This is a genomic window from Thiorhodococcus mannitoliphagus, from assembly GCF_010915725.1.
Lineage (GTDB): Bacteria > Pseudomonadota > Gammaproteobacteria > Chromatiales > Chromatiaceae > Thiorhodococcus > Thiorhodococcus mannitoliphagus.
Window position 1 is genome coordinate 1 of record NZ_JAAIJR010000124.1, and the last position, 15,185, is coordinate 15,185.

The 15,185-nt window shown below is 63.8% G+C and carries 12 protein-coding genes; 10 read left to right on the forward strand and 2 right to left on the reverse strand.

The window, feature by feature from the left end; translation table 11 throughout:
- Window positions 1–38: 38 nt before the first annotated feature.
- A complete protein-coding gene (locus tag G3480_RS21125; protein WP_164655871.1) occupies window positions 39–647 on the reverse strand; it encodes a hypothetical protein in 609 nt (202 codons plus the stop codon).
- Window positions 648–796: 149 nt separating this feature from the next.
- Window positions 797–1,810, reverse strand: a complete 1,014-nt coding sequence (locus G3480_RS21130; RefSeq protein ID WP_164655872.1) for a helix-turn-helix transcriptional regulator — start codon at window positions 1,808–1,810, stop codon at window positions 797–799.
- Window positions 1,811–1,951: 141 nt separating this feature from the next.
- Between G3480_RS21130 and G3480_RS21135 the strand changes: the two genes are divergently transcribed.
- From G3480_RS21135 to G3480_RS21175, 10 genes are all read left to right on the forward strand, one after another.
- A complete protein-coding gene (locus tag G3480_RS21135; protein ID WP_164655873.1) occupies window positions 1,952–2,380 on the forward strand; it encodes a hypothetical protein in 429 nt (142 codons plus the stop codon).
- Entirely contained in the window at window positions 2,377–4,560 is a 2,184-nt protein-coding gene (locus G3480_RS21140) for an AAA family ATPase (RefSeq protein WP_164655874.1), read from the forward strand. Before G3480_RS21135 ends, G3480_RS21140 begins: the two co-directional genes overlap by 4 nt.
- A gap of 265 nt (window positions 4,561–4,825) precedes the next feature.
- On the forward strand, window positions 4,826–5,986 hold the full coding sequence (locus G3480_RS21145; protein ID WP_164655875.1) for a hypothetical protein: 1,161 nt from the start codon (window positions 4,826–4,828) through the stop codon (window positions 5,984–5,986).
- A gap of 166 nt (window positions 5,987–6,152) precedes the next feature.
- Complete coding sequence (locus G3480_RS21150) at window positions 6,153–7,973, forward strand: phospholipase D-like domain-containing protein (protein ID WP_164655876.1); 1,821 nt, start codon at window positions 6,153–6,155, stop codon at window positions 7,971–7,973.
- Window positions 7,970–10,588: a helicase-related protein gene (locus tag G3480_RS21155; RefSeq protein ID WP_164655877.1), complete on the forward strand. Its 2,619-nt coding sequence runs from the start codon at window positions 7,970–7,972 to the stop codon at window positions 10,586–10,588. Before G3480_RS21150 ends, G3480_RS21155 begins: the two co-directional genes overlap by 4 nt.
- 181 nt (window positions 10,589–10,769) lie before the next feature.
- The gene (locus G3480_RS21160) at window positions 10,770–11,909 is read left to right on the forward strand and encodes a hypothetical protein (RefSeq protein WP_164655878.1); all 1,140 of its coding nucleotides are present in this window, start codon (window positions 10,770–10,772) and stop codon (window positions 11,907–11,909) included.
- 145 nt (window positions 11,910–12,054) lie between these two features.
- On the forward strand, window positions 12,055–12,408 hold the full coding sequence (locus tag G3480_RS21165) for a hypothetical protein (protein WP_338114193.1): 354 nt from the start codon (window positions 12,055–12,057) through the stop codon (window positions 12,406–12,408).
- A gap of 334 nt (window positions 12,409–12,742) precedes the next feature.
- Window positions 12,743–12,865 carry a hypothetical protein gene (locus G3480_RS29080; protein ID WP_276611737.1) on the forward strand — a complete coding sequence of 41 codons (123 nt, stop codon included), beginning with the start codon at window positions 12,743–12,745 and terminating at the stop codon, window positions 12,863–12,865.
- A gap of 49 nt (window positions 12,866–12,914) precedes the next feature.
- Window positions 12,915–13,877: a replicative DNA helicase gene (locus G3480_RS21170; protein WP_164655879.1), complete on the forward strand. Its 963-nt coding sequence runs from the start codon at window positions 12,915–12,917 to the stop codon at window positions 13,875–13,877.
- 70 nt (window positions 13,878–13,947) lie between these two features.
- The gene (locus G3480_RS21175) at window positions 13,948–14,883 is read left to right on the forward strand and encodes an RNA ligase RtcB family protein (RefSeq protein ID WP_240905957.1); all 936 of its coding nucleotides are present in this window, start codon (window positions 13,948–13,950) and stop codon (window positions 14,881–14,883) included.
- Window positions 14,884–15,185: the final 302 nt, after the last annotated feature.

Consider the following 15,185-nt stretch of genomic DNA (forward strand, 5'->3'; position numbering starts at 1 on the left):
ATTTATTTATCGATTCAAGCCAGAATTATAACACCATTTCAGCGAGTTAATGGGCGTATGTCAGGAGTTCTGCACTGACCTCGCTTCTGCACGAATGCGATCGGCTCACTCTCGCCGCCCTGCTGTTGGCGCAGGGCCGTGGCTTTCTTGCCGTCCACCCGCACGTCGCTCAGATGCTCACCGACGAAGAGTGAGCGACTGACCGAACCGCCACCGAGCGTCGCACGCTTGAGCCGTTCGATCTGGGCCGTAAACGCCGCCAAGTCGGTGATGGATCCCAGGCAGGCGTCAATGGCACGATCCAAGGCCCGGACCAGATCGCGGTGTCGGAGCGACTGCTGCAGTTGGCGATCCTGGCTGTCCTCGCCCAAGCCTTCGCCAGCGGGCGAAGACCACATCTGGCGTGCGGAGGTCTGAATCGCGTCGAAGAGGGTCTTGACCTCCTCCAGTTGCTCCACCGCCACGCCATGCTCGATGCACACCCTCGAGTAGGCGCCTTGCGGATCCTCACCCACTGGGCTGATGCCCAGTCTTGCCAGCTTCTTCAGATCCGTCCGATCCAGACAGCCAAAGAAGCCTTCCCAATCGCCGCGCTCCATGGCAGCTTGGGCCAGCGCGAAGACGGATTCCGGACTGGCGCGTGACATGCGTGTCTCCTCTTTACAAGCGGCGTCGCTGGCTATCACCAGTCTTACGCTCTATGTCAACCATGGCGGACTGTGCCTTGGGCGCATCACGGCCGAGGACATCAGACAGCCCAGGGCCAGAGCGGCCAGTCAGGGCGCTCGGCCGCCCATCATCCGGTCCCATAGAGCCCCGCCATCTTCGCCGCCTGAACCGCCACCGTATGACGCAGCTCCGAAGGTGCCACCACCTCCAGGTTCGGCCCCGCCCCCAGGACCCAGCGCAGCAGCTGCCCGGTGGAGGGGACCGTCGCGGTGACCCGCATCGCAAACGCCGAGCCGTCCGGCTCGTCGTCCTCCTGCTGATCCGTGCTCAGCCGGCACACCTGCAGGATCTGCGTGAGGTAGCCGCGCACCTGCAGCTCCAGGCGGATCATCTCCCCCTGACCAAAGTCCACCTTCCCATCAGCGATGGCCTTATCGATCGTGAATCCAGGCGCCTTGCGCGCGGGCACCGTCGCCAACGCCTTGGCGCTCAGCATCCGTTGCAGGGCATAGAGACGCACCGGGCTGTCCTCGTCGTTCTTCAGGGCGAAGAGGTAGGGAATCGGACCGCGCTGGATCAACGCCTGGGGGTGGATTCGCGCCTCCTTGCGCTCACCCTCGGCGTTCTCGTAGTGCACCGCGAGCGCCTGCCCCTTGGCCAGCGCCGTGATCACGGCGGTGAGTGACCGCAGACACACCAGCGGCGGCTGCAGCCGCAGGGTATCGGGGACGATGCGCAGCCGCTCGGCATCGAGCAGCGGGGCGTCTTCGTCGCTGCGCAGCTGCTCCCAGAGCCGATCGAGCTGGCGGCGGGGCACGACATCGGCGACCAGGTCGAAGATCTGGCGCACCGTATAGGCCCAGATCGCCGAGTCCTCGTTGAGGTCCTCCTTGCGGCGGCGATAGCGCAGCGGCTTCTTGCCGGGATTGACCGCCTCGATGCGTCCCTCTTTCACCAGGGCCTTCAAGGCACGCTGCAGGGCGCGCAGGCGGGCGCTCGCATCGGCATCGCCATAGTCCTCCCCCAGCCGCTGCAAGAGCCATTGCGGATCGCGACAGTCGAGCTCCGCGGCACCCGCCGGCGGCAGGAGTCCCTCGATGCGTTTCTGACGCTCGAAGCGTCCGTGCAGGATGGTCTTCATCGGGGGAATGTACGATGGGCGCTGTCGTATCGATGTGATGAAATCCTCACATCGCCCGCGTTTGAAAATCCTCGCGTCGGCCGCGTTGATCAGGAAAACGCCCTCGGCGTCCCGATCCACCGATATGCCAAGGAGTCCTTTATGCCCCGTCCCAAGCCCAACGACCTCTCCTCGCGCGAGCTGCTCGCGCGCATCGGTTTGAGCGATGACGCTCCGACAGATCTGCTCGACGACGAGCCGCTCGAGGACCTGCGCGGCGACCTCGGCGCCGCTCTACGCGAGCGCTACAGATCCCTGGTCCAACGCCACAGCTTCGCCCCGGGTGATCTGGTGAGCTGGAAGCCCGGACTCAGGAACAAACGCATCCCGCGCTACGACCAGCCGGCCGTGGTCATCGAGGTGCTGGATGAGCCGGTGCTCGACCGCATGGACGAGGCCGGCAGCACCTACTTCCGCGAGCCGCTCGACCTGGTGCTCGGGCTGATCTGGGATTCCAACCCCGGGCGCGGCGAGCTGGTGACCTTCCATTACGACAGCCGTCGTTTCCAGCCCTGGAGTGAAGCCGAATGATTACGCGCAAGCAGTCTCCCCAATGGCGCACCGAAGTCGAGAGCCTGCCCGCCGCCGACCTGCGTCTGGCCCGCTATTCCCTGCAGCTGCTCGACGGCGCGCCGGAGCTGAAGCGCCGCCTGCATGACCCGGACTTCCTCGGCGCCCTCTGGCAGCTGCTCCAACCGGTGATGCACCCGCGCGCGGTCCTGAGCTTCGTTACGCCGCCGGACGACGGGGATGAGGACGACCTGCGCTCGGACTGGGACGATGAGTCCATCCAGCCGCTCGACGATCGTCACCTGCGCGAGCGGCTGCGGCGCTGCTTTGCGTCCATACCGCGCGCGGTGGTGAAACGGGTCGCGAAGGCCGATGCGGCGGCGACCCTGTCGCCGACCGTCGCCCTGCTCGACGAGCAGTTGGCCCTGGACGGACCCACGCTGCAGGTGCTCGACTTCCTCGATCAGCACATCCTCTCCGAGCCGCTGCGCACACTGCTGCGTGAGTGCCAGCCGACGCCGGCTCGGATCAATCTGCCACGGTTGGCGGCCTTGATCGGGCTCTCTCCAAAGACGCTGCGCGAGACGCTCAGTCGCGGCGCACCGCTGCGCGCCCTGGGTCTGGTGAGCTACGAGGATGATCACTCCGATCTCGAGGACTTCCTGCACCCGAGTGATCTGCTGCGCGGGGTGCTGGATGCCGCCCCGGCCGACGGTGAGGCACTGCTCCGGATGCTGATCGAGCCGGCGCCCGCGCAGGCCTGGCCGCTCGCCGACTTTCCGCATCTGGCGCGGGAGAGCGCGCACCTGAGCGAGGTCCTCGGCGAGGCCGCACGCTCGGCGGTGGTGGGGGTGAATGCGCTCCTGCACGGCGATCCCGGCACCGGCAAGACGGAGCTGGCCCGCGCGGTGGCGGCGGCCTCCGGGCTCAAGGCCTATCAGGTGCGCAGCGCCGGGGAGGATGCGGGCGGTCTGGATCGCGAGGGGCGGCTCTCGGCCTATCTCCTGGCGCAGCGCCTGCTGGCCCGCCGGCGCGATGCGCTGCTGATCTTCGATGAGGTCGAGGACGTCTTCGAGAGTGACCACTCGCTCCTCGCTCTGCTGCGCGGTGGCTCCGCGATCGGTCGGCAGAAGGGCTGGATGAACCGCATCCTCGAGGAGAACGCGGTCCCGGCGATCTGGATTAGCAACCGCACCGACGGGATGGATCCGGCCTTCCTGCGCCGCTTCCTGCTGCCGGTGCCCTTCGTGACCCCGCCGCGCTCGGTGCGTCGGCAGATGGCCGAGCGACATCTGGGCGGGGCGGGACTCGCGCCGGATCTGCTCGATGAGCTGGCGGCCGATCCGATGCTGGCCCCGGCGCAGCTCGGGGCGGCGCGGCGGCTGCTGGATCTACGGCCGGGCACGGCGCCCGAGCAGACGGTGCGCGAGGGGGTGGCGGCCCTGCGGGCGCTGCTGCATGGCGCCCCGGCACCGCGGCGGCGGTCATCGGCGACGGACTTCGATGTCGCCTATCTGAACCTCTCGGGGGGATTCGCGCCGAGTGCGCTGGTGCAGGCGCTCCGGCGCGAGGGGCGCGGCAGTCTCTGCTTCTTCGGCCCGCCCGGCACGGGCAAGACGGCCTTCGCGGAGGTGCTGGCCGAGGCGCTGGATCTGGAGCTGATCGCCCAGCGGGCGTCGGATCTGCTCTCGCCCTATGTCGGAGAGACCGAGCAGCGCTTAGCGCAGCTGTTCCGGGACTGTGACCCGAGACACACACTCTTGATGCTCGATGAAGTAGATAGTTTCCTGAGCGACCGACGTCAGGCGCAGCGTCTGTGGGAGCGCACCCAGGTCAATGAGCTCTTGCAGCAGATGGAGCACTGGCCGGGCATCTTCATCGCGGCTACCAATCTGATGGCGGGGACCGATCAGGCGGCCTTGCGGCGGTTCGACTTCAAGATTGGCTTCCGGACCATGACGGCGGCGCAGCGGGTCGCGCTCTTCGCTCGAGAGGCGCTCGGGGATGCGCAGGCGCCGGTCCCGCCGCTGCTGGTGCGTCATCTGGAGCGGCGGGAAGGGCTGACGCCGGGTGACTTCGCCACGGTCTGCCGTCAGCAGCGCCTGCTCGGCGAGCCCTTCACGCCGGAGCAGTTCCTCAAGCGGTTGGTGGTGGAGTGGCAGCTCAAAGCCGACGTCAGCACTCAGGTGGCCTGCGCCTAGCCGTTCCGGTCGACCAGGACGCCAACTGGCGAGCAGTTGGGCCTGCGTTGGGGCAGGCCTCCGATATGAAGAGAAGGGAAGTCCAATTTGATGGCAATTGCAGAAGGGAGCTGAGGGAATGACATTTCAGTGGGGAATCCTAGGGCCGGGGTCAGTGGAAAACACCCGGCGCGTTCGGACACTCGGACTTGCGGCGAGCACCCGGCTATTCAACGATCTTGCCGTGCCGGGATTGGGGCGTGTGTGGTTTGGAAAGCAGCTGTTCTTGGCTACGTGCGGAATATTGGTTGCGGAGCGAGCGACGGCTCTCGGACATCAGGTCACCAAGATCGCGGTCGCGAACGCGATCGAGGCGCTCGCATGCTTCGTTGCGCTCCAAGCACTCCAAGGTAACCGAGACTCCCGCGTTCGCGGAAGCACGAAGCTGGCTGGGCGCACCCTTCAAGAATTCAGCTTCCAGAACGCCAGCCGACCGAGCTTCTATGTCAGCCAGCCAATGCGCATGGCGACGGTCACGACCCTGCCCGCGCTCGGCCTAGTCGAGGCATCGGGAAGCCGTTTCAACGGTTTTTCCTGCAGTGAAGCGGGCTTGGCGTTCGTCGAAGCAGCCAGCGTCGAATATCGTCCATACAACCGCAGCCTGGTCGACCACCTCTTGCAGTGGGTGCTCGGAAAAGACGATAGATTGAATGGCGATGCGCTGCCCATGGCCCTGTCGCCGATGACGCCACTACCGCCAGAGGCCCTTGTCTTGCTTAGGGAGCGCCTTCACCAAGGCGCTCCCACCAGCCAATCCTGGGAGCGCCAGCGACGCAGCGATGCGCTTCATTGGGTGGCGTCACGCGGACTTGGGGCCGCACCCGTCGACTGGAAGGAAAAGCCAGCGCTGATCGGCAACGCTAGCCATTGGGCTGACATGCGGGCTGGCGCCTATTTCTTTGCCGCCAGGGACGCGGCACACGACGTTCTCAACGCCGTTGAGACCCATATGGGAACGCCGGAGAATCGGCTCTCCCTAGCCTCCAAGGTTCCCAAGCGAGCACATGCTCCACTCACAGAGTTGCGCGAGAAGACCCGAGCATTTCTCGATCTCGAGCACGAAGACATGGAGGCAAACACCTTCTGCCGGGAAGTCGTTGAGCAGTCGGACATGGAAATCCTGCGCCGATTGGTCGACCGCGACGGCCGCATATTACGCCTCGTCGGGCAGCATATCTGTGCAGGACCGGCCTTTCAGGGCAGTCGCGAGGAGACGTCTGAGGTCGACATCGAAGAAAGTCCTGAGCCCGAAGAGCTTGAGTGGCCTGAGAACATTTCCTACCGCATCCCCAATATTTGGTGGTTGAGTCAGGATCTCGACGGCAGGCTCAGTGACTGCCTGAGTCCAAGCGCGGAAGATGAGCTGCCGGAGGTGGCGTATGGCTAACCCCCTATCCCTCATACAGTATTTCGATGCTCCTGAGCACTACCGCGGCGTTTTCGGTTGGATGTGCGGCTACTCGGCCGACGCGCTCTTTCTCAACGAGGCCCTTGAGCGATTTACTCGAGAGACACAGGCGCAACGCGCGTCTCGCGGATACCTATCCCTAGCCTTGATGCTCGATCCCGGACACCCGGCCCTCGAGCCGGTAGAGGTTCCGGGTCTGGCACATCTCCCGCTCTTGCCAATCGAAGACAGAGATCAGCCGTTTCGTCTACTGCATGCCAAGGTCGCATTACTCGGATTCCGCAGTACGTCCGAGGAGGAGGGCTGGCTCGCGCGGCTGATCGTATCGACGGGCAACTGGACCCGCCAGACACTCGAAGAGAGCCTGGATCTCATCTGGTGTATCGATGTCGAGTCGAACGAGCTCGATGACGAGGACGATGACCTGGCACTGCGTTGCGCAGATCTCAGCGCGGCCTGGTCACTGTTCCAATTCCTGCATGGCGCGTTCGACCTGCGCATTCTGGATGCAGCCCGTCATGGAGACGTCAGCGAATCACGCCTCGCCAGTCATGAATTGACATCCTGGTTGAGCGCGTGCACCAAGATTGGCAGAGATTGCACGCCACGCTTTATCGATAATCGCGAAGCGTCCTTTCTGTCCCAGCTGAACGAAGCCATCAAGCACCAAGCAGGCAGTAGCAAGCGAAACTACTTAGCAATGGGCTCGGGCTTCTTCGAAGGAGCGTCTGCAAACAGAGCACCAGCCGTGCCTGCCGTGCTAGATGCTGTCTTCGCGGATCTGGTCTCTCATGGACTGCTCACCAAAGGCGCTGAAGTCAATCTCTTCGTCAATCCGGCCGCCTGTCAGGCGGTCGCGCACTCCCAGGGTTGCTTGCCTAAACAATGGCAAATCTACCCCGCCTCGAAAATGGAATCCGTCTTCGGACCCAATAGCCAGCGGTCTCTACATGCCAAGTTCCTTTTCAGCGCCAGTGAGCGGGACGACAACAATCGCTGCATAAAGCCTTGGGTCTATCTCGGATCAGGCAACCTGACGGGCCCCGGCTTCAGCGCCGCGATGTCCCGCCACGCGGGAAATCTGGAGGCTGGCGTCGTCTTTGCCCCGAACGAACTGCAATGGTATTCGGGGCGTGGAGTCGATCCTGACACACTGGTGAGCAGTTACCTGCCACTCCAATGGGACCAGGCAATTACCCCGCAAGACGGTCTACACGAGGGAGGCAGGATGCCAGAGCGTGACGATTCCTTTGTTGCGCCGCCAATCGCGTGGCTGGCATGGCGGCAGGACACAGAAACATGTGGATACCTAATCGCTCCATCGGGAGCCTCTGCCGACTATGAGGTCTTGAGCGTGAACGGAGACCCCTGCGCGCCCAGTGAGCAAGGCTTCGTCTGGCTCGGGAACCGGCCGCGTCAGGTCAGGCTTCGCTGGAGCGCCCATGGTCAAGCTCAAGAGTGCCTGGTACCGGTCATGGACGAGCTGGGTCGGCTCGCCGCGACTCCACTCACAGCGCTCGATTTCGATGAAGCCTGGTTGGCGCTCGTCAGTTTTCCAGCGACGAGCGACGAAGACGCGGACGCAGAGAATGACAACCGATCAGGTCAACTCGAGCTTGGCGGCGGAGGGGGTCGAACCAATGGCGTAGCCTCGTATCCGATTCGCCAGATGATGGAGCTCGTGGAGCAGATCGCCGCCCGGCAAACGCAAGTTTATCCGGCAGACTGGACAGCCTGGTGTGCCCGACTCGAGCAGACTCTCTCGCGCATTGCCGAAGATGCCGTACTCGACTATTTCCGTCGCCTTGGCCTGAATCCTCTGAGTCCGCTGCGAGTAGCGGCGTTTCGGCCTGATTTTGCGGAAGACGCGACCAGTGCTGAAGGTCAGTTATACGAAGCGATGCTCCATCGGATCGAAACACATTGGCAAACCACGGGCCTGGCGGCTATCGGAGAGAGCGCATGAAACAGAGCTTCCAGGGCTGGAACAAGGTCGTCAAACATCTCGAGCACCTCGCGGCAACGCAAGGCGGAGCGAATTGGTCTCTCAACGATGGCCAGTGCGCAAGTCTGCGCGGTATCGGCAAACGACTTCCACGCAACGGCATCGTCATCGCGGATGAAGTCGGAATGGGCAAGACCCGAATCGCCGTCGCGGTCGCGCAAAGCGTCATCAAGGCGGGCGGTCGGGTGGCGATTCTGGTCCCTCCAGGACTCGGCTTCCAGTGGCATGACGAGCTCCGGGATGGAGGAGTCGCTGCGCCCCCGCTGCTGCGCTCGCTATGGCAATTTCTTGCGGTTTGGGCATCCAACTCTCCCACGGAAAGCGACTGGCTCGAGCAAGATGTCATTCTGATCTCCCACGCCTTTACGAACTGGAAGCTCGGGGAAAATAGCGGCGCATGGCGTTGGGCCTTGTTACCAACGCTCTATGGCTGGTGGCGGAAGAGCACAAGAAACCGATTCCCAAATGGCTTCGGAGATCATGAAGAGCTGGACGATGACTGGGTGCAGGCGGCTGCGCGCACCATTGCAGCGACGATAAGTCACCTGAATGAAGACCATCCGGCGCGTCGTCTGATGGATGAGCTGTGCACCCACATTCCTTCTTGGTCCGATACCCTAGATCCCGCTCGGTATGGACGCAATCAGCCTTTACGGCCTTGGCTCGAGTCGGCGGTCGGCCTCGGTCTTGGGACATTCGACCTGGTCATTATCGATGAAGCGCACAAGAGCCGTGGTGATCAAAGCGGCCTTTCCCGGATGCTCGACCGTGTGGTCATACCGAGCGATAGGGTTCGCCGTCTGGCCATGACGGCGACCCCGGTTGAACTAGACGCAAGCCAGTGGCACCAAGCACTCGAGCGCATCGGCGCGAGCGGTGTCGGACATTCAAAGGCGGATGGGGACATCTTTCAGCGCTATGCGGATGCCTGCGCCCGTGTTCGTCAATGCCCGAACGACGCTGAAGGCCGCGCCACCTATCGCGCGCTTGCCCAGATGTTCGAGCAAGCCTTGACCCCTTATTTGCTGCGTCGAGACAAGCTAGAGCTCGACTGCGTCAAAGACTTCGCCCGTCACACGGAGTCAGCCCCGCACGCCTACCGCCATGAGCAAGAGATTCCGGTCGACACGTTGGGGCTCGACGCCACTTGGCGACAGGCGGTCTGTGCCGCCGAGGCGTTGTCGATCGTGACGCGTCAGGCAGAAGACAGCCTATCCAAACGTCTGCGTCTGACCCTGGGGAACGGACACGGAATCGCCGCGCTCCTCGATCAGGTGAAGCAGGATCCAGACAAGGATCAGCAGCAGATCAAACAGGATCAAGGGCCAGGTGAAATATCGACGGATCACGACCGATCGATTAGACAAGATAAGCGTCAACATCGCGCGGACTGGTGGAGGCAGGTCATGACGAATGCCTTCTCGAGCGCGAACAATCCGCTCTTCGATCACCCGGCAATCCTGGCAGCCGTGGATGCGATCGAGGAGGCCACACACTCTGGCGAGAAAGTGCTCGTATTCGGGCGTTTCACACTCCCACTGCAGGCACTGGTGGCCATACTCAATGCCAGAGCATTGCTGCGGACACTCGACTCAGGCGCGTCCTGGAATCAGGCCAAGGTACACGAGGATGAGTGGCCAGCCATCCAGGCTGCTCATCGCCAGCTCGAGCGGCCAAATCCATTGGATCGTGATGAGCTGGATCGCCGACTGACGGGCCAATACCAGCGGCTCGAGAACCGCCGTCGCAGAAGCCGGGATCATTTGATCAAGCTCCTTGATGCCGGTGTGAAAGACGGGCGCTCACGAGCAGTCTTGGAGGCATTCAAGGGGGCGGTTGCTCAACATGGAAGCGGCGGTGATTCTCCTCTTGCCGTGGTTGCCAAGGCGTTGAGCGAATTGACCGGCCTCGGGGCCGACGAGCCTTCCGCGGCGCAACACCTTTCAGCCGCCTTCGAAGAACTGATCGAGGCCGTCTGTGAGCATAGCGATGGCGATGAGAGCGGCGATGACGACATGAGTCCCGAGGACGCTGCTGAGTTGTGGGCCGAGCTCCGAGACAGGCTTGCCAATGAATACAATCGCCCGGAAGGCGGCTTTGCCCGCCTGATGTACGGTGGCACTGCCCCTGACACCCGGCGCCTGCTCCAACTGGCCTTCAATCGGGCTGGCAGCAATCCCCGCGTACTGGTCGCCCAGTCCGTGGTGGGGCGCGAGGGACTCAACCTTCACAAAGCCTGCAGGACCGTTGTGCTGCTCCATCCGGAATGGAATCCCGGTGTTGTGGAGCAACAAATCGGCCGGGTGGATCGCGTAGCCAGCCGGTGGGAACATGTCCTGAAGGAGGCGCTGGACAACGGACTACCGGGTGAACAACTGCCCCGTATACTTGTTCGTCCAGTCATCTTCCGAGGAACCTACGACGAAAGGAACTGGGATGTCTTGCGCGAACGCTGGGACGACCTCCGGGCTCAACTGCATGGGGTCGTCATTTCCCCAGCCCTCGCTCAGACAGCCGGACTTTCCAAGACCTTGGTTGAAGAGATCAACGCTTGCGCTCCGAGATTCAGGCCCTGACCATCGAAGGCAATTGGAGTAGGAGCGGTTCGTGGCTCGTCGGGCAAGTCATCGGGCACCTCCTTCGAAACCGTCTGGTTATTCTTTCCATCATGCGTCATCCAGTCTTCCACACCTACGACATTGGCTCAGGCTGTCTCGTCATCATGCCCGCCTCCCTTCTTCTATCCGCCTACCGAACGTGATCAAGCTCATCGCCAAACTGACCCTCCTCCTCGTCGCCCTGATCGCCATCGGGGTTCTCTGGCAGCGCGGTCAGCTCAGCGTGCTGGCCCTGAGCCGCATCGATCCGGTTCCCGAGACGCGCCAACTCGTCGAGCAAGAGCGTTACGCCGAGGCACACGACTATCTGGCCTTCTTCATGGACTATCCCTACGTCCAGAACGCCCCCGAGGCCCAAGCCCTCCAACAGGAGATCGACAGGGTTCGGGGGAGTTTCAGCTATCAGGCCAGCAAGCTCGGCGAGGGGCTCTTCTCCGGCACCAGCGACGAGACCATCGGGCAGGCCGCCGGGGTGGCGACCGACTTCTTCGTGATCGGCGATCTGCGCGATCTCACCAAGCAGGGCATCCACTGGGCGCGCGGCGAGGAGACGGACGAGGTGATCGCCGCACTGGCAACGATCGGTGTGGTCGCCAGCGCGGCACAGCTCGCCAGCGGGGCAGCGACCGTTGGCACCGCCGGTGCCGCGGCACCGAGCGTGACTGCCTCGACGGCTGTCAAGGTCGGCACGGTCACACTCAAGGCCGCGCGCAAGCTCGGCAAGCTCCCGCCCTGGCTAGGCAAGGACCTGGTCAAGGCGACCAAGACGGTCAAGCGGACCCGCAAGCTCGATTCCGTGACCGAGCTGTTCGGCAACGTCTATACCCTGGCCAAGACACGCGGCGGTCTGACATTGCTGAGCAAGACCCGGGATGCCGCCTCGCTCGAGCGCATGGCCCGCTTCGCCGAGACCTTCGGTGAGCACGCCGCGACGCTGTACCGGATTGGCGGCGATGTGGCACTGAAGACCGCACGACGGGCTGGTGAGCTGGGTCAGGAGTCGATCAAGCTGGCCGCGACCTATGGTCAACTGGGCTTGCGCACGCTGGATCGGTTGGGAGCTGTCAAATTCGTCAAGTACTCCGCCCGCGCCTCGAAAATGACCTATAAGGGCGATCTGATCCGCCTGCTCGCCCGCTGGCTGACGCAGCTTCCGACTTGGGCGCTCTATGCAGTGATCGGACTCGCGGGCGTGGTCTGGCTACCTTGGCGGCGATTGCGCGGGGGCTCTCGCCACCTCATGGTCCCGGCGAATGCCGGGCAGCACGCCGCGGCCTAGCTCGAGCAAGAGTGGGACCCGGTCTGCCGGGCTAATCCTGTGGTCTCGACCCGAGCTCCGTCTCGGGCGCGAGTTCCAGCTGAATCGCATCTAGCTGCGCAAGGCCGACCGGCTCGGACAACTGCCCGAGCGACTATCGGCCTGGATCGCCTATTTCGAGCATTGGCGGGAGGAATCGACCATGAGCACCCACCCCTATCCCCCGGTGCAGCGGGCCATCGAGAAACTGCGCACACTGAGCGCCGATGAGGAGGCACGCTACTGGGCCGAGGCGCGCGCCAAGGCACTGAGCGATGAAACCTCTTTGTTGGACGATGCGCTCGAGGAAGGTCGTGAGGAGGGACGCAAAAAGGGACTCGATGAAGGACGCGAGGAAGGACGCCGCGAGACGGCCTTGGCGATGCTACGAGACGGACAGTTGGACCTGGCGACCATCGCGCGCTATGCAGGGCTAAGCGAGGATGAGGTCCGCGAATTGGGCGAAGATCCAGCGCACTGAGCGCACTTCACGGAGTACGAGCCGTTGGTCGTCAAGGGCTTGGGCGGCATCGGGTGCCCGGGACTCGTCCGCATCGATGCCTGGGACGATGACGATGACGAGGAGGCGGACAGCGATCCTGTGTAGCCCGCCGCGACCTTCCGGCCGATCGCGCCGTTGTCCGCTCGCCATTTTCCGCGTCCCATCCCCACCTCCCGCCGGCGACTCCGGGCCATCTGCCAGTCTGCCGTCCTCCACCGCCTCCGAGTACCGAAAGCCGTGATGCGACAAGCGCTATCGCATCCCTCGACTAGACTGCTGGTCGACCTGAGAAACCCACCGATGGAGACCAAGGATGACCCATGGACTCTCGAAATCCCGTCTGATGGACTGGCGCCAATGTCCACGCAAGCTGTGGCTGCGCACTCATCGCCCTGAGCTGGTGGAGGACTCCGCCGAGACCGAGACGCGCCTATGACGCTGGGAGAGCGTCAACGACCACCGTGACCAGTTGGGAGATCAATCACATGCATCGACGTGCATTCTTACGAGCCTGCGGCGCAGGTGTGCTCACGTCAGCTATCGGCCGGGTGTCGGCCAGCCGTGGCACCACTGCATGGTCGACAGGGACGACGCGCGAGCAGTCGTTCACCGGCGTCGCCACCGGCTTTTCGGCGCTCGACCAGATGACGGGCGGACTCCAGCCCTCGACAATCACGCTCGTCGGCGCTCGTCCGTCCTTGGGCAAGACGGCCTTTGCACAGTCGATCGCCACCCAGGTGGCCACTCAGGCGCGACGTCCGGTCGCCTTCTTCAGCCTGGAGTTGCCGCGCGAGGCGCTCGTGAGGCGCCTGCTGGCGGCCAACGCCCATGTCGGGCTGGACCGACTGCACGCGGACCGCCTGAGTACAGCGGAGCGGCGCCGGGTCATCAAGGCGAGGCAGCGCCTTGCGAGTGCGCCGCTGCACATCGATGACACCCCGGCCTTGACGCCCGCCCATGTCCGCGCGCGTGCGCTCGGACTCAGACTCAAGCAGGGCGACCTGGGGCTGATCGTCCTGGACTATCTGCAACTGATGTACCCAAGCGCACCCCTGAAAGACCACTCCGCCGCGCTCACGGCGGAAAGCCGCCGCGCCGAGCTGGCTGGGATCTGCGGGGAGCTGAAGACAGTGGCGCTCGAGCTGGCTGTCCCGGTGCTCGTCCTCACGCCGCTCCACCGTCATCTCGAGCGACGCACGGACAAGCGCCCAGTGCTCGCGGATCTGAGCCGATCCGGCCCCATCGAGCCGCACACGGATCTGGTGCTCTTTCTCTACCGCGATGAAGTCTATAACCCGGACAGTCCGGCGGCTGGGTCGACGGAAGTCATCGTCGCCAAGACGCCCAACGGAGCGACTGGCACCATCCGGCTGGCCTTTCGGGGCGCCTACGCCACCTGCGAGAATCCGGCGTTGGACTCCGCCTCGGGGGAACGATCCGCAGTGTGAGCCAGTCGTACACCCCACACCGTGCGACAGCGTAATGGCCATCGATAGCATCCGCACGATTGAGACAGACATGACCGAAAGCACCAAAGGCCCAGCGGGCCTGTCCTCGGGCGCCACTCTCATCGCCTGCGCCGAGAGCTGGATCGAGGTCGAGGCCCTGCGCCAACTCGAGCAGACCGCCGAGCTGCCGGGCATGCGGGCCGCCGTCGGGCTGCCCGACCTGCATCCCGGAAAGGGCTGCCCCATCGGCGCGGCCTTCCTCGCCGAGCGGATCTATCCGGCTCTGGTCGGCAACGACATTGGATGCGGCATGGCGCTGTGGCAGACGGATCTTCCGACCCGCAAGCTCAAACCCGAGCGTGCCGCGGCGCGTCTGCAAGGGCTGGAAGGTCCCTGGGAGGGAGACCTCGAGGCGTGGCGCGCCGAGCACTCGCTGGCCCCAACCGATTTCGACACCGCGCTCGGCACCATTGGGGGCGGCAACCATTTCGCCGAGATCCAGGCGGTCGAGGAGATCCTGGATCCCAACGGCTATGCCGGCCTGGATCTGGACGCGGGGCGGCTGCTCTTGCTGGTTCATAGCGGCTCGCGCGGCCTGGGCGAATCCATCCTACGCGCGGTCGTCGATCAGCAGGGTCGCGCTGAACTCGATCCAGACTCGGCGGCGGCACAGGCGTATCTCAGCCACCACGATCAGGCCCTGGGCTGGGCCGAGGCCAACCGCCGGCTGATCGCTCAACGGCTCCTGAATGCGCTGGGCGCGGACGCAGAGCGGCGGCTCGATGTCTGGCACAACCTGGTGCAGCCGGTCGACTGGCCGGGCGAGCGGCTGTGGCTGCATCGCAAGGGCGCGGCACCCGCCGACCGGGGGCCGGTGGTCATTCCTTGCTCGCGGCACTGCTCGCCGAGCGGTCGCACGACCAAGCCGGTGCGGCCGAGGATCAGCGTTGGCGGCAGCACACCCACCTCGAGCGCGGCAACGCAGTGCGGATCTATCGCGGCCTGAAATGGAAGCGCAAAAGCTGACGCTGGAGATCATCCACGATACGACAACGAGACCGAGATCACGAATCGGTAGTGCCACAATCTATAGGATGGCGAGAAATTATTACTAATTTAAATCAATAGTTTAAGAAAGCGTCCAGTAACTTCTCAATAACTCACGGCACCGGCTCAGCGGCTAAGATCCGTTCGCGCACGATCTCCGGCAAGGGCGGGATGGCACCGACCTGCTCGATGCGGTCGTTGAGGTAGTCCCAGAAGGAGATCCCGAGTTTTCGGCAGGTCTTCTTCAGGCTAGCGAAGGTG

Bases quoted from the DNA above. Each gene is read 5' to 3' on its own strand.
- G3480_RS21125 (WP_164655871.1), bottom strand. From the start codon at position 647: ATGTCACGCGCCAGTCCGGAATCCGTCTTCGCGCTGGCCCAAGCTGCC.
- G3480_RS21170 (WP_164655879.1), top strand. From the start codon at position 12,915: ATGCATCGACGTGCATTCTTACGAGCCTGCGGCGCAGGTGTGCTCACG.
- G3480_RS21175 (WP_240905957.1), top strand. From the start codon at position 13,948: ATGACCGAAAGCACCAAAGGCCCAGCGGGCCTGTCCTCGGGCGCCACT.
- G3480_RS21140 (WP_164655874.1), top strand. From the start codon at position 2,377: ATGATTACGCGCAAGCAGTCTCCCCAATGGCGCACCGAAGTCGAGAGC.
- G3480_RS29080 (WP_276611737.1), top strand. From the start codon at position 12,743: ATGACCCATGGACTCTCGAAATCCCGTCTGATGGACTGGCGCCAATGT.
- G3480_RS21155 (WP_164655877.1), top strand. From the start codon at position 7,970: ATGAAACAGAGCTTCCAGGGCTGGAACAAGGTCGTCAAACATCTCGAG.
- G3480_RS21135 (WP_164655873.1), top strand. From the start codon at position 1,952: ATGCCCCGTCCCAAGCCCAACGACCTCTCCTCGCGCGAGCTGCTCGCG.
- G3480_RS21130 (WP_164655872.1), bottom strand. From the start codon at position 1,810: ATGAAGACCATCCTGCACGGACGCTTCGAGCGTCAGAAACGCATCGAG.